Origin of the sequence: Pararhodonellum marinum, from assembly GCF_015354735.1 — a bacterium.
Lineage (GTDB): Bacteria > Bacteroidota > Bacteroidia > Cytophagales > Cyclobacteriaceae > Pararhodonellum > Pararhodonellum marinum.
The window spans coordinates 426193-445392 of sequence record NZ_JACEFJ010000001.1; the positions used below are offsets into that span (position 1 = coordinate 426193).

Below are 19200 nucleotides of genomic sequence, written 5' to 3' on the forward strand. Positions count from 1 at the left end.
GTGGGCTCAAACAGCATCCTTCCTGAAGGATTTCTCCATTTGGGTCTCTTTCAAAATTTTATCTACCTCCTTTCGATTTTTTAGTATATTTCAGTTTAATTGATCAAACCTAAAATACCTAACAGAATGGATCATATTTACAAGTTTCCTCTTGGAAGGGCTTTTTTCAAGGCGCTCGTTTTTATTTTTATGCTCAATGCCTGTGCGCCAAAGGATCCTGTGGACCTCCGCATCAAACAAATGGACCGAGAAGAGGTCTCGGCTTTAGCCCAACAGATACAGGCCCAGGTCAATCCGGAGTTGGCTGATGGGCTTACGCTGGACATTTGGGCTGTGGATTCCCTGGTTTTTGACCCCATTTCCATTCAGGTGGATGATGAGGGCATTTTATATTATTCCCGGACACATAGACAGAAAAATTCGGAGTTTGACATCCGTGGCCATCAGGATTGGGAGATCCCTTCCATCAAGCTACAGTCCATAGCAGACAAGCGGGCTTTTTTAAGGGAAACCCTTTCCCCGGAAAGAAGTGACCAAAACCAATGGCTCAAAGACCTCAATCAGGACGGTTCCCATGACTGGAGGGATCTGCTGGTACAAAAGGAGCAGATTTACCGCATCAAAGATACAGATGGGGACGGCTTGGCGGATTTTGCCCAGATCATGGTGGAGGACTTTCATGAGGAGGTCACCGATGTGGCCGGTGCGGTGTTGAAGCATGGAGACGACTTATTTGTGGGTGTAGGACCGGATCTTTGGCGCCTGAAAGATAAAAACGGCGACGGCCTGATGGATGAAAAGACGTCCATCTCCCATGGCTATGTCATCCATATCGGTTTTGGCGCCCATGGTATGTCAGGCTTGAAAACAGGTCCGGATGGCAGAATCTATTGGGCTGTGGGTGACGTAGGCTTCAATGGCGTAGGGCCGGACGGCCGTGAATGGAAATACCCCAACCGGGGTGTCGTGGTGCGGGCCAATCCCGATGGAAGCGATTTTGAGGTATTTGCCATGGGGGTCAGAAACACCCATGAGTTCACCTTTGATGATTACCATAACCTCATCTCTGTGGACAATGACGGCGACCATGCCGGGGAAAGGGAAAGGCTGGTCTACTTGGTCAACGGATCTGATTCAGGCTGGCGGATCAACTGGCAGTTTGGCAAATACCGGGACCCTTTGAACAACACCTACAAAGTATGGATGGACGAAGGCTTGCATTTGCCGAGATTTGAGGGGCAGGCGGCTTACATCACCCCCTGCATCCAAAATTATGTCAACGGGCCCACAGGCATGGTTTACAACCCCGGAACAGCCCTCAGCCCCAGGTGGAAAGACCATTTTTTTGTGGTGGAATTTGTAGGCAATCCCGCACAGTCAGGTATCCATGCCTTTAAACTTGAACCCAAAGGAGCAAGCTTTGAATTGGCTTCAACAGAAAAAATTCTGGGAGGTGTGCTGCCTACCGGCCTTGATTTTGGTCCCGACGGATCCCTTTATGTGGCTGACTGGATCAATGGCTGGAGGACCAAGGATTATGGCAGGATATGGAAACTTGATGACCGCGATGGAAAAAACAGTGAGGTGAGAAAGTCCACCCAGATGATGCTCACCCAGAATCTAAGCAAATTAGATGAAAATAAACTTTCAGAATTCCTATACCATGAAGATCAGCGGGTCAGAAGAAAAGGCCAGTTTGAATTGGCCGAAAGAAAAGAAAAAGGCTTTGAGATTTTTGAAAAAACGATCCATCAACAGGAAAACCAACTTGCCCGAATCCATGCCATTGTAGGCATCAGCCAAATGGCCAGAATGGAAAAATCAGATTATGCGGAGGCATTGGTACCTTTGTTGAAAGATCAGGATCCCGAAATCAGGGCACAGGCTGCCAAGTGGTTGGGGGATATCCGGTATACACCTGCCGGGGATGCCTTGCTGCCCTTGCTGGAGGATGCCAATATGAGAACCGCTTTTTTCGGGGCAGAGGCATTGGGCAGGATCAGCCATGCACCTGCCGTTGCGCCATTGATTCAGCTTTTGGAGCGCAACAATGATGAAGATGCCTATGTCCGGCATGCGGCAAGCCTTGCCTTGGCCAGGATCGGTCAGGCCCAGCCCGTATTGGCATTGGCCAATCATCCGAGTGATGCGGTCAGGATGGGAGCGGTTTTGGCGCTGAGGAGAATGGAGCATGCGGGCATCTCTGCCTTCCTTCAGGATCCCAATGAGTACATTGTCACCGAAGCCGCAAGGGCCATCCATGATGATTTCTCCATCGAAGGTGCGCTACCAGCCCTAGCCGATGTCCTGTTGACCACGCCATTTACGAATGAAGCCCTGATCAGAAGGAGCATCAGTGCCAACCTCCGCCTGGGAACGGAAAAGTCGATGAACAACCTGATCCAATACCTGTTGCAAAAGGGTGTTTCAGCTGATTTGAGAAACGAAGCGATCGCCGCCCTGAGTACCTGGACCCAGCCTTCCGTATTGGACCGAGTGGATGGCCGATACCGGGGGGAAGTCAGCAGACCGGGTGCACTGATCGGAGAGGCGGCACTTGCCCCGATGCTTCAGCTTCTGAAAGAAAATGATCCTGCCATCCGGGTCAGTGCCGTAAAGGCCATGGGTGAGTTGAACCTGAAAACAGGGGAAAAAGATTTATTGACATTACTGAAAATGGACCGGGAAGCTGAAGTGCGTTCAGAAGTCATCCGTTCCCTAGCCCAGATGCAGGCTGAAAACACCTCTGAAGCCATTCAGATTGCCTTAAATGACCGGGAAAAAGCAGTCAGAGTAGCTGGTTTGGATCTTTTGCAGCAATTGGATATTGCCACGGATCTCAAAGTGTCCTTATTGACTGATGTGATTGAAAAGCGCACTTTGGAAGAAAAACAAGCTGCCTTGGTTACCTTGGGCCAACTTCCCAGAGAAGACATCAAGGAGACTTTGACGGGCCTACTCCATAAAATGGCCGCGGGCCAAATGCCCACCCCGGTTTTGCTGGAGCTTTCCGAGGCGGTGGAGGCGACCGGAGATACCCTGCTGATGGCAACACTGAATCAGGCCGAGCAAACACTTTTTGGCGATGATGAATTGGCTGCTTACCAGACCAGTCTGGAAGGGGGGAATGTGATCAAAGGCCGCACGCTCTTTTTTCAATCCCAGGTAGGACAGTGTATCCGCTGCCATGCCTATGACGACATGGGAGGCAATGCAGGGCCGAGACTCAATGGCATTGCTGCTGAACTGAGCAGACAGGAATTACTGGAGTCCCTGATCGCTCCTAGTAAGCGGATTGCCCCCGGGTACGGGATGGTGATGCTGGAGCTGCAAAACGGCAAAAATCTGAATGGCATCCTGGAGAAAGAGACTGCGGATGCCCTGCTGATCAAAATGGGCAATCAACCGGATACTTTGGTTCACAAAAAGGACATCAGCTCCCAAAAAATGGCCGCTTCCAGTATGCCCGACATGAAGCCACTGCTTACCAAAAGAGAAATCAGGGACCTGGTCAGTTTTTTGGCGACATTGAAGGAGGAGTGAAAGTAACTTACGACTTACGACTTACGATTTAGGATTTACGGATTTTGAATAAAGCTCAAAGCCTTAAGCTGAAAGCTGAAAGCCGGGGAATAGATAAACAGAGAACTGAAAAACAGGATATCAGAGGAAAGGAGGAAAAGCTCGAAGCCTGAAGCTCAAAGCTGAAAGTTGAGGAATAGATAAACGGAGAACTGGAAAACAGGATATTTGAGGAAAGGAAGAAAAGCTCGAAGCCTGAAGCTCAAAGCTGAAAGTTGGGGGATAGATAAACAGAGAACTGGAAAACAGGGTATCAGAGGAAAGGAGAAAGAGCCCGAAGCCTGAAGCTCAAAGCTGAAATTTGAGGAATAGATAAACTGAGAACTGGAAAACAGGGTATCAGAAGAAAGGAGAAAGAGCTCAAAGCCTGAAGCTCAAAGCTGAAAGTTGAGGAATAGATAAACGGAGAACTGGAAAACAGGGTATCAGAGGAAAGGAGAAAGAGCTCGAAGCCTGAAGCTCAAAGCTGAAAGTTGGGGAATAGATAAACAGAGAACTGAAAACAGGATATCAGAGGAAAGGAGAAAGAGCTCAAAGCCTGAAGCTCAAAGCTGAAAGTTGGGGAATAGATAAACGGAGAACTGGAAAACAGGATATCAGAGGAGAGGTAGATGAGCTCAAAGCTTTAAGCTCAAAGCTGAAAGTTGAGGAATAGATAAACAGAGAACTGGAAAACAGGGTATCAGAGGAAAGAAAGTAAAGCTCGAAGCCTTAAGCTGAAAGCTGAAAGTCGGGGAATAGAAGAACAGATGAACAGATAAAAGCTGAAAGCGGATATATGTGGGATTTAGGGGGAAGAAAATGGGAAGATCTGGATTTACGATTTAGGATTTATGGAGTTTGAATTATGAATGATGAAACATTTCATCCAAGAAACTGTCGCTTTATTTCAATTATTAAAAGAATCAAAGTAGGTATATTCAACTCTTCCAATTTGCTGGAAACCAAAGTTAGGATCAAATCTTTTTTCCAAAATCAACCTGTCGCTTGGATCGTAAAAATAACGCAAAGCGTCTTTTCTTTCCTCACTGAAAACGCCACCGTGACCTGTCTCCTTTGCCTCAAGAAGGTCGTTGTCGTATCTGTAGATAAAATATTCCAACTTATAATCTTCCTGTCCTCTTGCAGTTTTCCATTCACTGATTACTTTGCCCTCCTCATCGTAAGCATAAACAAGCAACTCTGCGCCTTGTTCATAAGGATATTCAATCTCCAAAAGCCTGTTTTGCGAATCATAATGGTAGATCGAAACCAATTCCCTATTCCTTGAATAGTTTGAAGTATACATTCTGTCGATCAATCCGTCACTATTATATTCCATTTCCCGGGTAAATTCCCAATCCACTTTACCCTCTCGAAAAGCAAAATAGGAAGAAGAGATAATTTCATCATCTTCTAATAAATTAAGGGCCAAACCAGTGGTATCCCCAGTACCATTTCTGAAAATATGATAGGTAGAAAGGCCATTGATCGGATAAAAAATTTCTCGGGAAGATACCATCATATCCGAACTACCCCCATAGGTAATTGCCATATGGAGTTTACCGATTGGCGTATGGGTCGGTAAAGCCAATACTTCCATTAATTCATTTTGAATGAAGACACTAAATTGGTCCGAATCAATGTTTTGGTCGGATTCATTGTCAAGCGAACAACCTATTGTAAAAATAGCCAAACAGAAAATCAAAATTTTTATTTGCAATTTCATCAGCAGAAGTTTTAACTAAAATAAGGTTTTTAGTTTTAAATTACAAGCTGGAAATCCGGCAACAGCCTCTTGCAAGTGGGCTGGACAACCTAAAAAGGTAGGCAGACCCGTCAACATTTAGAAATAGGAATCGGTGGACAGAGTAACTGAGAGCTAAAAACTGCCATGCCCTGATTTTTATTGGTATAATTTCATTTCTTTTAAAGCTTCGGGCGATACAAAACCTGTTTGGTGTTATCTGTTTTCCGTTCTACAGGTTTTCCATTCCTGTATGGGAAAAGGACTGAGGTTTTAAAACTAAATCTTGATTAAACTAAAACTATTTTTTAAATTACTGCATATTGGGATTTGTGTCAGTTTTGAATTTAAAGGGTTTTACCATTAATCAATGGAATCAGGGATCTTCAGTTTAAGCTCGCAAAACTTGTGGGTGGCAGTCTAAAAGAGCCAATGTATATTCCGGTTCAACCTTTACTTACTCAGGCACTAGTGAAGGATAATAAATTACATTGAATGAAAACCAGATCAATCAATTGTTGCTGCTTAGACTTACTGTTCATGCTGTTGTTCTCTTGTAGGGTGACTGAAGAGGAGCTTCCAAAAACCGAAATTGAAGTAGATACTTTTTGGGCTTACGAAAACGGGTGTTTTCAGGATTTTTTCCAGGGTTTATCCATGGGTGAAACCACCAGAATCACCGATTATGAAGACTTTGAGCAAATTATTCCATGTTTTATATACGACGAGGTTCCAGATATCAATTTTGATGACTTTTTCCTTTTGGTTACCTGGTATGAATCCACAAATGTTCCAGCAGTAAGAAACCAAAGATTGGTTCAGATAGGTTCTCATGAATTCACTTTTGAGATTGAGGTTGAGATTACTGATTTCCCGGCGATATCCGCGGTTTACTGTTTTGGAGTCATTCCAATTGAACTGCTGAATAATGACATCAAAATTGAATTTATATAAAGCCTAACATAGCTCCCAGAATCACTCACTAGGAAATACATGGTAAGCCAAAACTGATAACATTTTAGAACCAAAAAAAGGAGGGGCGTATAATACCGCAACCTACCCAAGGATTGCCAGACAACCTTCCTAAGGTAGGTATGCTGGATAACAGGTCCCCGAAGGTGGACCTTGAAAATCTACCTAAGGTAGACAGGCCCGACAACTGGAAATGGAGAACAGCAAACTGAGGTGGTAATCTCAAATACAACCGGCAAGCAAGTCGAAACCACATGGCACAGTAGCTCCGACAACCTACCTGAGGTAGAGAGGCTAGACATCAGATCCCCGAAGGTGGACCTTGAGAATCTACCTAAGGTAGACAGGCCCGACAAAAAGGTGCAGACGGGGCAGAGAAGCCGGAACATGCGTTTTTTATCAATTTTTAAGATAAACATCCAATCACTTTGCATATTTTCACGTTTCTTTTAGAGTGGTTTTAAAAAGCAGATGAAGAGACGTACGCTTATTGTTTTGGCATCAATTGTTCTGATCCCTGTTTTGCTTTTTGCGGGCGGGGTTTTTTTGATGTATCAAAACCAGGATGCCATTACCCAAAAGTTGATTTCGGAAATGAACGAACAATTGGCCGGGGAAGTGGAAATAGGAGAATCACACATTTCCCCCTTTGCCAATTTTCCCTATATCTCCGTGGATCTGCAGCGGGTACGGGTGTTTGAAACCAAGAACAAGGATTTTAAGCCGCTATTTGAAAGTGATGACATATACCTGGGATTTGATGTCTTCAACCTGCTCAAAGGCAATTATGAAGTCAAAAAAATCAAAGTATCCCATGGTCATCTTGACATCATCCGCTTTGTAAACGGGGAGATCAACCTGATGAATGCCCTGGGAGAAAATCAAACGGATGTGGAGGATGAAGAGGAAATGGGCGTCGCCTTGAATCTGAATGTGATCCAGCTTGAAAATATATTGGTCAATTATGCCGATCTGGCCAAATTCCAGAATCTCAAATTCCATCTTGGAAAACTGAGTGCATCCCTGCAGATCCAGGATGGCCAAATTGCCTCCAAGGTTTTGGGAGATTTGGTGTTTGATCTGGAAACCCAGGGACAGAAATCCTTTTTTTCAGACAAGCAGGTCAAGCTGGACCTGCTGATGGATTATGATGAAAACACCGGGCTGCTGGATATTCAGCGCTCCCAGGTCCAATTGGAAGAAGCTTTGTTTGGTCTTTCCGGGGATGTCAAATTCCTGGATATTCCCGAGCTGGACCTGAAACTGACCGGAGAAAAACCGGATTTTAACATTTTCGCCGCCTTTGCACCTGCGGAAGTGGCAGAAGCACTGAAGCGGTACCAAAACGCCGGCAAGGTGTTTTTTAATGGCAGCATCAAAGGCAAAGCGGGGAGCGGGGAAACACCCTCCGTGGCAGTGGAGTTTGGATGTGAAAATGCCTACTTTCTCAACACCAATATGGACAAGAAAGTGGATGACCTGAGGTTTACCGGTTTTTTCACCAACGGCAAAGAACGGAATCTGAGAACCTCTGAACTTCAGTTGCAGAATTTTTATGCCAGACCTGAAGAAGGGATTTTTCAGGGAAGGCTGGTCATTCAGAATTTCGAAGACCCCTATATCAAGGTGAACCTGAATGCTGATCTTGATCTGGAGTTTCTGGGGAAGTTTTTTGAAGTGGAAGGCTTACAGGGTTTGAAAGGACAGGTAATTCTGGACATGGATTTTGACGAACTGGTCGACATGACAGGAGATGGTACCGGTGTGGCCCGACTGAAGGAAGGAGTGGACAGCGAACTTAAGGTACGTGACCTGAGTTTTACGCTGCCTGATTATCCGCATCCCATTACGCAGACATTTGCCAGTGCGGTGATGCGGGATGGGCGCCTGGTTTTGGATCATCTCAGATTCAGGGTGGAGGATTCCGATTTTGAATTTTCGGGCGAAGTCAATGATTTTCCGGCCATATTCCATGGCCTTAAGGTCCCCATCCATGCCAGCTTACTGGCCAAGTCTAAAAAGATCAACCTGCCCCAACTCTTGTCCTATGACAGTGCCCTGATGCAGGCAACTGACGAAGAGATAGAAAATTTTGAAATCAAACTGAAATTTGAAACCCAGGCAGATCAGCTGACCGGGTTTGAATACCTGCCTCTTGGGAATTTCTACATTGAAGACCTATATGCCAAGCTGAAACATTATCACCATGTCTTTCATGATTTCCATGCGGATCTGCACATTGAAGCCAATGACATACAGCTCCGTGATTTTACAGGTGAAATAGACGGCAGTGATTTTCACTTTTCCGGAAAGCTGTATAATTATCCAAAATGGTTTCAGGATGTCAAAAAGGGGGATACCCGGTTTGAATTTGACATGGTATCCAACCAATTGAAAATCAATGACCTATTGACCTATAAGGGAGAAAATTACCTTCCTGAAGATTACCGGAATGAAGCATTGAGGGATTTGAATCTGAATGGAAGGATTGACCTGCATTATGATACCACTTTCCGGTCTGCTGATCTCTATATCGATGACCTGGATGGGAAGTTGAATGTACACCCCCTGAAATTAGAGAATTTTAAGGGCCGGGTTCATTTTGAGGATGATCAGCTATTGGTTGAAAATTTCTCAGGGAGCATGGGTGAAAGTGATTTTTTGGTCAATCTCAGTCATTACCTAGGGGATGATCCTGCACTTAAGGCCAAAGCAAACAGCTTTAGCATGGTATCCAACCTGCTTGACCTGGATGCCTTAATGAATTATGAAGGTCCGGAGGAGGAAAAGGACCATGAAGCAGCTTTCAATATTTTTGAAGTGCCCTTTACCCAAATGAATTTTCAGGCAGAGATCAAGGCTTTGAAATACCACCAGCATGTGTTGCGGGATTTTAAGGCCAAAGGACGTATCACAGAAGACCATTACCTTTATCTGGATACCCTGGGTCTTCGGGTGGCTGATGGGGATTTGGGCATCAATGGCTATTTCAACGGCTCAGATCCTGACAATATCTATTTTCACAGCACCTTAAAAGCCAATCAACTGGACATCGATCAGCTGCTGATCAAGTTTGATAATTTCGGTCAGGATGTATTGATCAATGACAACCTTCATGGTAAGGTCAGTGGGACCATCACCAGCAAATTCCTGGTGCATCCAGATTTTACCCCCATTCTGGAAAAAAGTGAGGCCCAGATGAACCTCAGGATCTATGAGGGCAGCCTGGTTAATTTTGCTCCCATGCAGGCCATGTCGGCCTATTTTAAGGACAGAAATCTCAATCGGGTTCGATTTGATACCTTGGAAAACACATTGAACCTGAAAGATGGTACGCTATTTATTCCCACCATGACCATCAATTCCAGCCTTGGTTTTATTGAGATGTCCGGGAAGCAAGGCTTGGATCTGAAGATGGATTACTTTATCCGTGTGCCCCTTGGCTTGGTGACACAGGTTGGTTTCCGGTCACTTTTTGGAGGCAAAAACCAAGGGGAAGTGGATCCTGACCAGGAAGATGCCATCGTGTACCGGGATGGCAACCGCAGGGTCAGATTTGTCAACATCAACATGCGGGGTACCCCGGATGATTATGACATCAGTCTGGGGAAGAAGAATTGAGGTTGTTTGCAAGCCAGGATATCAGAGAATGGAAAAACAGGATTTCTGAGAACAGAAGAAAAGCTTGAAGCTCAAAGTAGAGGGAAATTGTAGGAGGTAAAAAGTGGAAAGTAAGCGGTGACAGTCAAAGTGCCAGAGGCACGGCCGATTTAATAACCACCGGTTTTAACCGGTGGCAGAGAATATCCTCAAATCAAAAAATCCCAGAGGCCGACTAGGTGGAGATTAAATACCGTAAGATTATTAGCCCCGGTTGACAACCCGGTGGGCATTAGCCCCGACAACAGGCCTCCGCAGGCGGGCCTAGACCCCAGTACAACCAAGGGAAGCTGGAAGTCGGTAGGTGAAAAAAAAACCTGGGCGGAAAATAAAGGCACGGCAACCCCGACAACAGGCCCCTGCGGGCGGGCCTTGAGAACCTTGACAACCTGACAACGGGGAATGCCTTGTCAACTTCAATACAACACCCTAAACCGGATGGTGCCTGCGATGTTCTTCATTTCATCAATCAACTCCGGTGAATAAGCCTTGTCAATGTCTGTGATCACATAACCGATTTTTTCATTGGTCTTCAGATACTGACCCACGATATTGATTTTATAGCCTGCCAGGATCTGATTGATTTTGGCCAGCACCCCAGGTTCATTTTGGTGAATGTGGATCAGCCTGTGGGCATTCTGTAGGAAGGGCAATTGGATGTTGGGGAAATTGACACTGTTGTAGGTGTTTCCGGTATTGATGTAATCCATGATTTTTCCGGGAACAAAACGTGCAATATTGACCTGCGCTTCAGATGTGCTGCCCCCTATATGGGGAGACAGGATGGTGTTGGGCATGCCGATCAATTCTGATTCGAAAGGCTCTGAATTGTTTTTGGGCTCATGGGGAAACACATCTACTGCAGCTCCGCTGAGGTGTTTGGACTCCAAAGCCTCCTTCAGCGCAGCTACATCCACCACATGTCCCCTGCTCAGGTTGATCAGGATGCCTCCTTTTTTCATGAGGCCAATTTTCTTCTTGTCCAGCATGTTTTCATTTTCCGGCCTGCCATCCACGTGGAGGGTGACCACATCGCATGTGCTGAGCAGTTCATCCAAAGATTCCAGCTTGGTGGCATTGCCGAGGGCAAGCTTTTCGATCACATCAAAATAATACACATCCATCCCCATGTTTTCCGCCAATACCGACAATTGTGCGCCTATATTGCCATAGCCGATGATGCCAAGCTTTTTGCCTCTGATTTCATAACTTCCTGAAGCAGATTTATCCCAGATACCTTTGTGCATGCTGACGGATTTGTCAAACATATTCCGCATCAGAAAGATGATTTCGGCTATGGCCAATTCAACGACTGAACGGGTATTGCTGAAAGGGGCATTGAAGACGGCTATTCCTTTTTCCTGACATTTAATCAAGTCAATTTGGTTGGTACCGATACAGAAAGCGCCTATGGCAATGAGCCGGTTGGCGTTTTCCAGGACTTTGGCAGTCACTTGGGTTTTGGACCGAATGCCCAAAATAGATACCTTTTTGATTTTTTCGGCAAGCTCTTCCTCAGAAAGGGCAGAACTGACCACTTCTACATTATAGCCTTCCTGCTTCATCAGGTCTACACCGATGGGGTGGACATTTTCCAGCAAAAGCACATTGATCCTGCTTTTGGGATAAGAGAATTTTTTGTTCATTTTGTTGACATATAAGATTTCATCCAGACTGGGAGCGATGTGATCCGCGTTGGCAGTTACTTTTGGGCGGGAAACGTTTTCTGTGAAGGCATAAAACTTATTGGCCAGGCCCGAGGCCTTGATTTCATAATCTGTATAGCCGTCCCCGATCACATAGATATTCCCATCCAAATTTAAGGATTTTATGGTTTCTGCCTTACCGTTGTTTTTGGAAAGCAGGTTTTCCCGATTGAAATCCACAATATTTCCCTCCTCGTCATAGACAAATTCATTGGCAAAGACATTCTCTTCTTTGACACCGTAATCTGACACGATAGGGGTGATGAAGTCCTTGAAACCATTGGAAATGATAAAGATGTCTTCGGCATTTTCCAGTAGGAACTCCCGGTTTTGTTGAAAAGACTTGGACACCTTGTGTTTGAGCGCATCTATTAAATCAGTGATCTGGGCTTTGTTGGCACCTAAAAGCTCCACTCTTTTTTCCAGACTTTCTCTGAAGGTCAGGCTGCCTTCCATTCCTTGGTCTGTGATGTCTTTGATGGCTTGAAGTTTCCTGTCTCTTTCAGGATCATTTTTCAAACTGATCTCGCCGAGGATATCGAGGGCTTCTACTTGGGTGAAAGTACTGTCAAAATCGATGATGAATTTTTTCTTGTCGGTCATTCTGATGGGAATATTTTAATAATCTGAATGTAAAATTAATGGTTTATCAAAAAGTATTCAGTTTTATTGAAGAAATTACTTTTCAAATCGATAAATATTGCCATTAAAACGTTTGCGAGTATTCCATGTGACAAACTTGATTTTAAAATTTCAGCGATTCATTGAAATTGATGCTAAGAATGGGTTAATTTTGCGTCGATATTTAATGCAGCATATAAAAACTCAAGAAGATGAAAAAATTAGGATTTCTTTTGCTCATGTTGACCTTTGCCATTGTGGCCTGTCAGAAGTCTGTACAGGATGAAAACAGCAACAATGAAGAAACTATAACAGGTACTTTTGGAGAAGAGGTAAAGGAAAACCAATTGGTCAGCCTAGACCAAGTGTATGACCACTTGAAAGAGAATGACCAATTTGAAGGACAGATCGTGGGTGAAATCAAGGAAGTCTGTGCCAAAAAAGGCTGCTGGATGACCATGGAATTGCCAAATGGCCAATCCATGCGAGTTACATTTAAGGATTATGGTTTTTTTGTACCCAAGCAATCTGCAGGCTACCCAGTGATCATAGAAGGAGTGGCCACCAAAAAAGTAACCGATGTGGAAACTTTGAGGCATTTTGCAGAGGATGAAGGAAAATCTGCCGAAGAAGTAGCTGCCATTACAGAAGCTAAGGAAGAAATGGTTTTTGAGGCCAGGGGTGTGATCATCAAGGAGAAGGCTTAATTTTTAATACATATGCCTCTAGCATTGGACAATTTGAGAGTGGGTAGGGCCTATTTGCTGGTAAATTACGGAGAGATCCGGAAAATCAAGGTGCTCCAAAGGATCAGCAAAGAGAATTTTCAGGTGAAAGACTTGGATACCCTCGAAACTTATGAACTGGAGGAACTGTTGAGATGGGGAATAGGTAAAGATTATGACCTGGATGAGCTACGAGACGAATAGCCGTTTCCCATCCCGGTGATAAAAGTTACCTACGAAGCAATATGTTTGACCTAATTTTGGGTCCATCAATTCAAGCAACATACCCATGGAAAGAACCGGTTTGGCAAAAGCCATCATTCAAGCCAAGTGCCCAAAATGTAGAAAGGGTGATCTGTTTTCTGTTCCTGTTTACAGTTATTCCAAACTCACCCAAATCCAATCCAAATGTCCGGTTTGCCAAAAAGAGTTGGTTCCGGAACCTGACTTTTATTACGGGGCCATGTTTATCAGCTACGCCCTGTCTGTTGCCTTGTTTATCAATGTGATGATTGTCCTCAATTTTTTCTTCAATGACCCCGACCTGATGGTTTATTTGATTACTGTGATAATCGCCAACTTATTGTTGCTACCGCTTATGTTAAGGTACTCCAAGGTTTTCTACCTGTATGCCGTAGGTAGAATCAAATATGAGCCTCAGGAAGAGTAGCCCGATGGGTAAATCATAGAAGCAAAGGATTTATTACAAAGTGTTTGACATTTTGATTTTTAAGAAATCAGATCTTTTACCTGAATGAAAATTTCAAATTCGTATCTTCATGACTTTCTAAGTTAAATCATGAAATTTATGGATTATCAAGCGCTTATTGAAGAAGTCTACAAGGAAGTCAATGACCTGAATTTAAAAGGAAAAGTGGCCGATTACATCCCTGAATTGGCAGAAGTGGATGGAGACAAGTTCGGGATTGCCTTGGTGGATCTGGAAGGTAACGTGTATGGGGTAGGGGATTATGAGGAAGCTTTTTCGATTCAGAGTATTTCCAAAGTCCATACTTTGGCTATGGTTTTCCATAAATTCAAAAGCAAGCTTTGGTCCAGGGTCAATGTGGAACCCAGCGGAAATCCCTTCAATTCCATTGCCCAATTGGAATATGAAAAAGGTATTCCCAGAAACCCTTTTATCAATGCAGGTGCATTGGTCATCTCTGATGCTTTGATTTCAAAATTCGAGAACCCCAAGGAGGAGATCATTGATTTTATCAATGAGCTGGTAGGCCATCAATGCGTCAAGGTAAATGAAAGTGTTTATCAGTCAGAATTGGATCATTCCGAAAGGAATACCGCCATGGCCTATTTTCTAAAAGCCTACGGCAACATTGAAAATTCCATACAGGAGGTTTTGGAAACCTACGTTTACCATTGTGCCATGGAAATGTGTTGTGTGGATTTGGCCAAGTCATTCTCCTTTTTTGCCAACAATGGCTATTCCATCTTCGCCGATAGGGAAATACTTAACGAAAGCCACAACAAAAGAATGAATGCCCTGATGTTGACCTGTGGGTTTTATGATGAGTCGGGTGAATTTGCCTTCCGGGTAGGCTTGCCAGGCAAAAGTGGCGTGGGAGGTGGGGTGGCAGCCGTCATGCCCAATAAATTCAGTATTGCCGTCTGGTCCCCTCAACTCAATGAAAAAGGAAACTCTTTGAAATCCATCAAAGCTTTAGAGCTTTTAACCGATAAATTGCATTTTTCATTGTTTTGATCCGATCGATGCCTTGAATATGCTGTCATCGAGGGGGTAACCCCTTAATGAACCTGCTGATTCTGGTTTTCTTGCCAAATTAAATGAAGCCTAACTTGTTGGCCATTCGGGATTTATTTTCTATAATGCATTGATTTTTGGACAGAGCAGATCACCCATGAAAACTTGGTCCAAAAAAAAAGTATAGACCAAATAACTTTTATGACCTATAGATGACGCCCCGCGTTAAATTTGTTCTGCTATTTTTGATCGGCTTTGGTTGGCTTCCCCCTACTTTTGGACAAGGATTGTTTCATTTGGAGTTGTATGGGGGATTTTCCAACAGTTACCTGCAAACCACCAAGAATCCTTCAACAGGGAATATTAATCCTTGGAATCCCATCAATCTTCAGGGAGGGGTCAACTTGCTCACCAAAATATCAGAAAGGGGCTTTCTCTCTGCCCAGGCAGATTTTCATAGAAGGCCGCTAGGTGTACAAATCACAGAAATTGGTCCCAATTTTTCAAGGGAATCCAGGGGTGGTGCTTTCCAGACGCTTAGCCATTTTTCACTGGGGTACCGATACATTATCCAGAAACAAAACTATGACCTATATTTTCAACCCGGATTTGGATTGGTAAAAAGTAGCCTAGGCTCGGGTTTTCAAGACCAAAGTGATACCATTCCCGTCCAAAACAGAACTTTCCAGTCCTTGAGTGAATGGGGGATAGTGGCAAGAGGAGAAATCGGGGTTAAGCTTTATACGGAAAAAAGAAATTATTTTTTGTTGGCCTTTAAACATACCCAAGGATTTACCGATTTGGATAAAATCAATTTCGAAACCACGGATGGAAATGAGCAGACTTTCAACATGACCGCTGTCAGCAGAGGGACACATTCCGGCATGGTGGTAGGCTATGGATTTAACCTTGACAACCTCTCCAAAAAAAATCGGGAGACTGTAACCCGTTACTACAGTGAGGAAAAAGAAAACAAAAGAAAAGCTGCCTTAGAAAATGGGCTTTATGTCATTGGGTACGCTGGTCTAAGGCTCAAAAGCAATGCCCGGCCCAATCCTGATTTTTATACCAACCTCTCCGGGACGTTTGCGGGTGCCTTGGGATACAAATTTGGGGGATTCTCCTTGGAGACGGGATATGGGGTGATGTATGCCAACAATGATATCCAGATTGATTTTGAAGATGTAACTGCCTTGATCATGGACAGAGATGCATACCAAGTCAATCATATCCCACTCACCTTAAAATATGATCTTCCCATAGGAGAAAAGCAAACCAAAAGGATGGGGGTATCACTGGGTGCCCATTTTATCGTAGACAATACGACTTCCAGGTCTTTGGTGTCCAGGTTTAACGGTAGCACCACCATCAACGGCAACCGGTACAACTACAACGGCATTTTTGTGTCGGATCCCAATGTAGGATTCGATGGGGTATTTTACAAAACAGGTCTGTTTTTAGAATTACCGATTTTCAATTCCAGTTTCCTTAACCTACAGGTGGCGCGAAACTTTGGAAGTCCAGTCACCGGAAGAAGATTCGGTGAATACAGCATCAATGGGGTAAGGAGAAGGCTTTTGGCTGAATCCAGTTTGGATGGTTTTATATTTGAGATGGCTTACCGCCTGCCTTTAAAAGTCCTCAAAAAACAGCCTTAATCATTTTTTGAATTTATCGGTTTTTTCAGCCATGCTGACATCTTTTTGGTTCTTGATGTGAAGACGGTAATAAACCAAGACCTCATCAGCCCCTGCTTCCAAGACCGCTTCCTGAGCTTTCAAAGCGATTTGCATCAATTGATCCTGAGGACCTTCCATGACTGTTTCAAAGGGGGTGACCACATGTTTGATTCCAGATGCCTGTATGACCGCGATGGCCTTGTCTACTAAGCCATAAGTGTCTAGGGTTTTGCTTTTGGGTACGATCTGTAGGCCCAGGTTGATGGTGTTCATGACTATTTTTTTTGGTTTTAATTTCGAATCCATAAACCTTGGATTCTTTCAGTCAGTCGTTGAATTGGTTCATCGTCCGTTCTATGCCTATGGAACAGAAGCTTTTGATCATCTCTGTGGCTTTGTCCATAAAGGCGGGCAAACCATCAAGTTCTTTTTGGCTCCACCTGCCAAGTACATAATCCACTTGCCTTCCTTTTGGGAAGTCATTGCCGATCCCGAATTTAAGACGGGGATAGTCTTGGCCACCAAGCGTATCCTCAATGTTTTTTAACCCATTGTGTCCGGCAGCGGAACCTTTGGCCCGCATCCTGAGGGTTCCAAAGGGCAAGGCCACATCATCTACTATGACCAAGGTGTTTTCCTTGCTAACCTGCAATTCTTTCATCCAATAATTGACTGCTTTGCCACTGAGGTTCATGTAGGTGGTGGGCTTGATCAAATACATGGACCTGCCTTTCAGTTTAAAATCCGCGGTAAAGGCCAGGCGGTTGCTGGACCAGGTACAGCCTACTTGATCCGCCAAGCGGTCCAAAGTGAGGAAGCCCACATTGTGCCGGGTCAATTCATATTCAGGCCCGATATTGCCCAGACCTACAATCAAATATTTCATTCTTGGTGGGTTTGAATGAACAAAAATAAAAAATCCTGCCAAAGCTGGCAGGATTTAGGTTGTAATTGAAGGAATATTTTAAGCTTCCTCTTCTCCTTTTTTACCTCTTAGTGCTCTTGGGATGCCGATGGTGGCGATAGAAACATTAGGGTTGGTCAGGATCTCAAATCCTTTCACTTTGATTTCATTCACCTTGATGGATTTACCCAGGTCCAATTTAGAGATATTTACCTCTATGGAGTCAGGAAGATCGTTTGCTAGGCCCTTCACAGACAATGTTCTGGACTTAACTTCCAATCTACCCCCTTTGATGATACCTGGAGCTGAGCCAACGAAATGAACAGGAATATCCATCTTAATGGCTTTGTCCTCTTTGTAGGCTAAGAAATCAGCATGTAGCAACACCTCACTGACTGGATGGTAATGCGCATCTCTCAGGATGGCTTTGATTTTGGTGCCCTCTACGTTGAGGTCCACCATGTGGACTTCAGGCGTATAGATCAGGTCTCTGAACAAAATGGCAGGAGCATGAAAATGGATTTGCTCTTTGATACCGGGGCCGTAAACCACACAGGGTACATTGCCTTCATCACGGATCTGATCCAATTCTCTTTTGTCGAGATTTGCTCTTTTAAACCCTATAATCTCTAACGATTTCATAATTGTTTATTAAGTGTATGATAATTGATTGATAATGCTTTACTGAACAAACAAGGAGCTGATGGAAGTATTTCCCGTCACCGCATGGATCGCTTTGGCGAAGAGATCGGCCACGGTAAGCACCTTGATTTTGGAGGATTTTTGGGAAGGGGTGATGGTATCCGTGATCACCAGCTCGGTCAATACCGAGTTTTCAATATTTTCATAGGCATTGCCCGAAAGCACCCCATGAGTGACCACAGCTCTGACAGATTTGGCGCCTTTTTCCATGATGATCTGAGCGGCTTTGCACATGGTGCCTGCCGTATCGATCAAGTCATCTACCAAGACCACATCTTTTCCTTCCACATCTCCGATTACCTGCATGGAAGCGATTTCATTCGCTCTTTTTCTGTACTTATCACAGACCACCATATCCACCTCAAAATATTTGGCATAAGACCTGGCTCTGGTCACACCTCCCACATCCGGGGAAGCAAAGATCAAATCCTTTAGTTCGAGGTTTTGCAAATAGGGCACAAAGATAGCGGAACCGTTTAAATGATCCAAAGGAATGTCAAAAAATCCTTGGATCTGTCCCGCATGTAAGTCACAGGTCATGATACGATCTGCTCCGGCGGAGGTGAGGATATTGGCCACGAGTTTGGCAGCGATAGAAACCCTGGGTTTATCTTTCCTATCCTGCCTGGCATAACCGTAATAGGGAACCACCGCCACTACTTTGTAAGCACTTGCCCTCTTGGCTGCATCGATCATCAGACAGAGCTCCATGAGGTAATCCGCGGATGGATTGGTGGATTGGATAAGAAATACTGTACAACCCCGTACTGATTCATCAAAACTGGGAGAAAGTTCTCCGTCACTGAATTTTGAAATGGTGAGTTTGCCTAGTTCTTTTCCGTAATTTCTGGCAATGGATTTGGCTAACTTTAAGGAATTGGTTCCGGAGAAAATTTTGACCTCGGTCATGAAGGATGGTTTTTTGTAGGGTTGGTTCAGGATTAGAATGAATTGCAAAGGTAACAAAAAATGGATTTATACCGGATTTTCCCTCCTCCTTTTAATGAAATAGTAATTTAAATGTTTGTTCTTCCCAAATTCCCAAAGCCATGGATTTACGATAAGGCATTTGGAGGGAATGGGCGAGATAATCCTTCTATTTTCTTTGAAAGAACTGACATTTATTTGTATTTTTCTTTTAAAATTGAAATTTAATGCTGTTTTGTACAGCTTGATTGATTCCAATCCTTTTGGATCCTA

The 19200-nt window shown here is 44.1% G+C and carries 14 protein-coding genes; 8 read left to right on the plus strand and 6 right to left on the minus strand.

Features of this window, described 5'->3' with window-relative positions:
- The first annotated feature begins 126 nt into the window (after nucleotides 1–126).
- Entirely contained in the window at nucleotides 127–3543 is a 3417-nt protein-coding gene (locus H1A14_RS01830) for a HEAT repeat domain-containing protein (RefSeq protein WP_194774490.1), read from the plus strand.
- A 928-nt stretch (nucleotides 3544–4471) separates the two neighbouring features.
- On the opposite strand, the gene H1A14_RS01835 is transcribed toward H1A14_RS01830, so the two are convergent.
- A complete protein-coding gene (locus H1A14_RS01835) occupies nucleotides 4472–5290 on the minus strand; it encodes a hypothetical protein (RefSeq protein ID WP_194774491.1) in 819 nt (272 codons plus the stop codon).
- A gap of 513 nt (nucleotides 5291–5803) precedes the next feature.
- Here H1A14_RS01835 and H1A14_RS01840 point away from each other — a divergent pair.
- Nucleotides 5804–6262: a hypothetical protein gene (locus H1A14_RS01840; protein ID WP_194774492.1), complete on the plus strand. Its 459-nt coding sequence runs from the start codon at nucleotides 5804–5806 to the stop codon at nucleotides 6260–6262.
- A 489-nt stretch (nucleotides 6263–6751) separates the two neighbouring features.
- Nucleotides 6752–9901, plus strand: coding sequence for an AsmA family protein (locus tag H1A14_RS01845; RefSeq protein ID WP_194774493.1), 3150 nt, complete (start codon nucleotides 6752–6754; stop codon nucleotides 9899–9901).
- Between the two features lie 455 nt (nucleotides 9902–10356).
- On the opposite strand, the gene serA is transcribed toward H1A14_RS01845, so the two are convergent.
- Nucleotides 10357–12249, minus strand: coding sequence for a phosphoglycerate dehydrogenase (serA, locus tag H1A14_RS01850; protein ID WP_194774494.1), 1893 nt, complete (start codon nucleotides 12247–12249; stop codon nucleotides 10357–10359).
- Between the two features lie 230 nt (nucleotides 12250–12479).
- Between serA and H1A14_RS01855 the strand changes: the two genes are divergently transcribed.
- From H1A14_RS01855 to H1A14_RS01875, 5 genes are all read left to right on the plus strand, one after another.
- Complete coding sequence (locus tag H1A14_RS01855) at nucleotides 12480–12974, plus strand: DUF4920 domain-containing protein (RefSeq protein WP_194774495.1); 495 nt, start codon at nucleotides 12480–12482, stop codon at nucleotides 12972–12974.
- A gap of 12 nt (nucleotides 12975–12986) precedes the next feature.
- On the plus strand, nucleotides 12987–13196 hold the full coding sequence (locus tag H1A14_RS01860) for a hypothetical protein (protein WP_194774496.1): 210 nt from the start codon (nucleotides 12987–12989) through the stop codon (nucleotides 13194–13196).
- Nucleotides 13197–13281: 85 nt separating this feature from the next.
- Nucleotides 13282–13662, plus strand: a complete 381-nt coding sequence (locus tag H1A14_RS01865; protein WP_194774497.1) for a DUF983 domain-containing protein — start codon at nucleotides 13282–13284, stop codon at nucleotides 13660–13662.
- Between the two features lie 138 nt (nucleotides 13663–13800).
- A complete protein-coding gene (locus tag H1A14_RS01870; protein ID WP_194774860.1) occupies nucleotides 13801–14715 on the plus strand; it encodes a glutaminase in 915 nt (304 codons plus the stop codon).
- Between the two features lie 212 nt (nucleotides 14716–14927).
- A complete protein-coding gene (locus H1A14_RS01875; protein ID WP_194774498.1) occupies nucleotides 14928–16373 on the plus strand; it encodes a hypothetical protein in 1446 nt (481 codons plus the stop codon).
- On the opposite strand, the gene H1A14_RS01880 is transcribed toward H1A14_RS01875, so the two are convergent.
- The 4 genes from H1A14_RS01880 to H1A14_RS01895 all read right to left on the minus strand — a co-directional run bounded on the left by H1A14_RS01880 (nucleotide 16374) and on the right by H1A14_RS01895 (nucleotide 18909).
- Nucleotides 16374–16667: a thiamine-binding protein gene (locus H1A14_RS01880; RefSeq protein ID WP_194774499.1), complete on the minus strand. Its 294-nt coding sequence runs from the start codon at nucleotides 16665–16667 to the stop codon at nucleotides 16374–16376.
- Nucleotides 16668–16719: 52 nt separating this feature from the next.
- Complete coding sequence (gene pth, locus H1A14_RS01885) at nucleotides 16720–17280, minus strand: aminoacyl-tRNA hydrolase (protein WP_194774500.1); 561 nt, start codon at nucleotides 17278–17280, stop codon at nucleotides 16720–16722.
- 78 nt (nucleotides 17281–17358) lie between these two features.
- Nucleotides 17359–17940, minus strand: coding sequence for a 50S ribosomal protein L25/general stress protein Ctc (locus H1A14_RS01890; protein ID WP_194774501.1), 582 nt, complete (start codon nucleotides 17938–17940; stop codon nucleotides 17359–17361).
- 39 nt (nucleotides 17941–17979) lie between these two features.
- The gene (locus H1A14_RS01895; protein ID WP_194774502.1) at nucleotides 17980–18909 is read right to left on the minus strand and encodes a ribose-phosphate pyrophosphokinase; all 930 of its coding nucleotides are present in this window, start codon (nucleotides 18907–18909) and stop codon (nucleotides 17980–17982) included.
- Between the last annotated feature and the right edge of the window lie 291 nt (nucleotides 18910–19200).

Excerpts from the sequence above, each read along its gene's own strand:
- pth (WP_194774500.1), bottom strand. The coding sequence starts at position 17,280 with ATGAAATATTTGATTGTAGGTCTGGGCAATATCGGGCCTGAATATGAA.
- H1A14_RS01840 (WP_194774492.1), top strand. The coding sequence starts at position 5,804 with ATGAAAACCAGATCAATCAATTGTTGCTGCTTAGACTTACTGTTCATG.
- H1A14_RS01860 (WP_194774496.1), top strand. The coding sequence starts at position 12,987 with ATGCCTCTAGCATTGGACAATTTGAGAGTGGGTAGGGCCTATTTGCTG.
- H1A14_RS01875 (WP_194774498.1), top strand. The coding sequence starts at position 14,928 with ATGACGCCCCGCGTTAAATTTGTTCTGCTATTTTTGATCGGCTTTGGT.
- H1A14_RS01835 (WP_194774491.1), bottom strand. The coding sequence starts at position 5,290 with ATGAAATTGCAAATAAAAATTTTGATTTTCTGTTTGGCTATTTTTACA.
- H1A14_RS01895 (WP_194774502.1), bottom strand. The coding sequence starts at position 18,909 with ATGACCGAGGTCAAAATTTTCTCCGGAACCAATTCCTTAAAGTTAGCC.
- serA (WP_194774494.1), bottom strand. The coding sequence starts at position 12,249 with ATGACCGACAAGAAAAAATTCATCATCGATTTTGACAGTACTTTCACC.
- H1A14_RS01890 (WP_194774501.1), bottom strand. The coding sequence starts at position 17,940 with ATGAAATCGTTAGAGATTATAGGGTTTAAAAGAGCAAATCTCGACAAA.
- H1A14_RS01830 (WP_194774490.1), top strand. The coding sequence starts at position 127 with ATGGATCATATTTACAAGTTTCCTCTTGGAAGGGCTTTTTTCAAGGCG.
- H1A14_RS01880 (WP_194774499.1), bottom strand. The coding sequence starts at position 16,667 with ATGAACACCATCAACCTGGGCCTACAGATCGTACCCAAAAGCAAAACC.
- H1A14_RS01870 (WP_194774860.1), top strand. The coding sequence starts at position 13,801 with ATGGATTATCAAGCGCTTATTGAAGAAGTCTACAAGGAAGTCAATGAC.
- H1A14_RS01865 (WP_194774497.1), top strand. The coding sequence starts at position 13,282 with ATGGAAAGAACCGGTTTGGCAAAAGCCATCATTCAAGCCAAGTGCCCA.
- H1A14_RS01855 (WP_194774495.1), top strand. The coding sequence starts at position 12,480 with ATGAAAAAATTAGGATTTCTTTTGCTCATGTTGACCTTTGCCATTGTG.
- H1A14_RS01845 (WP_194774493.1), top strand. The coding sequence starts at position 6,752 with ATGAAGAGACGTACGCTTATTGTTTTGGCATCAATTGTTCTGATCCCT.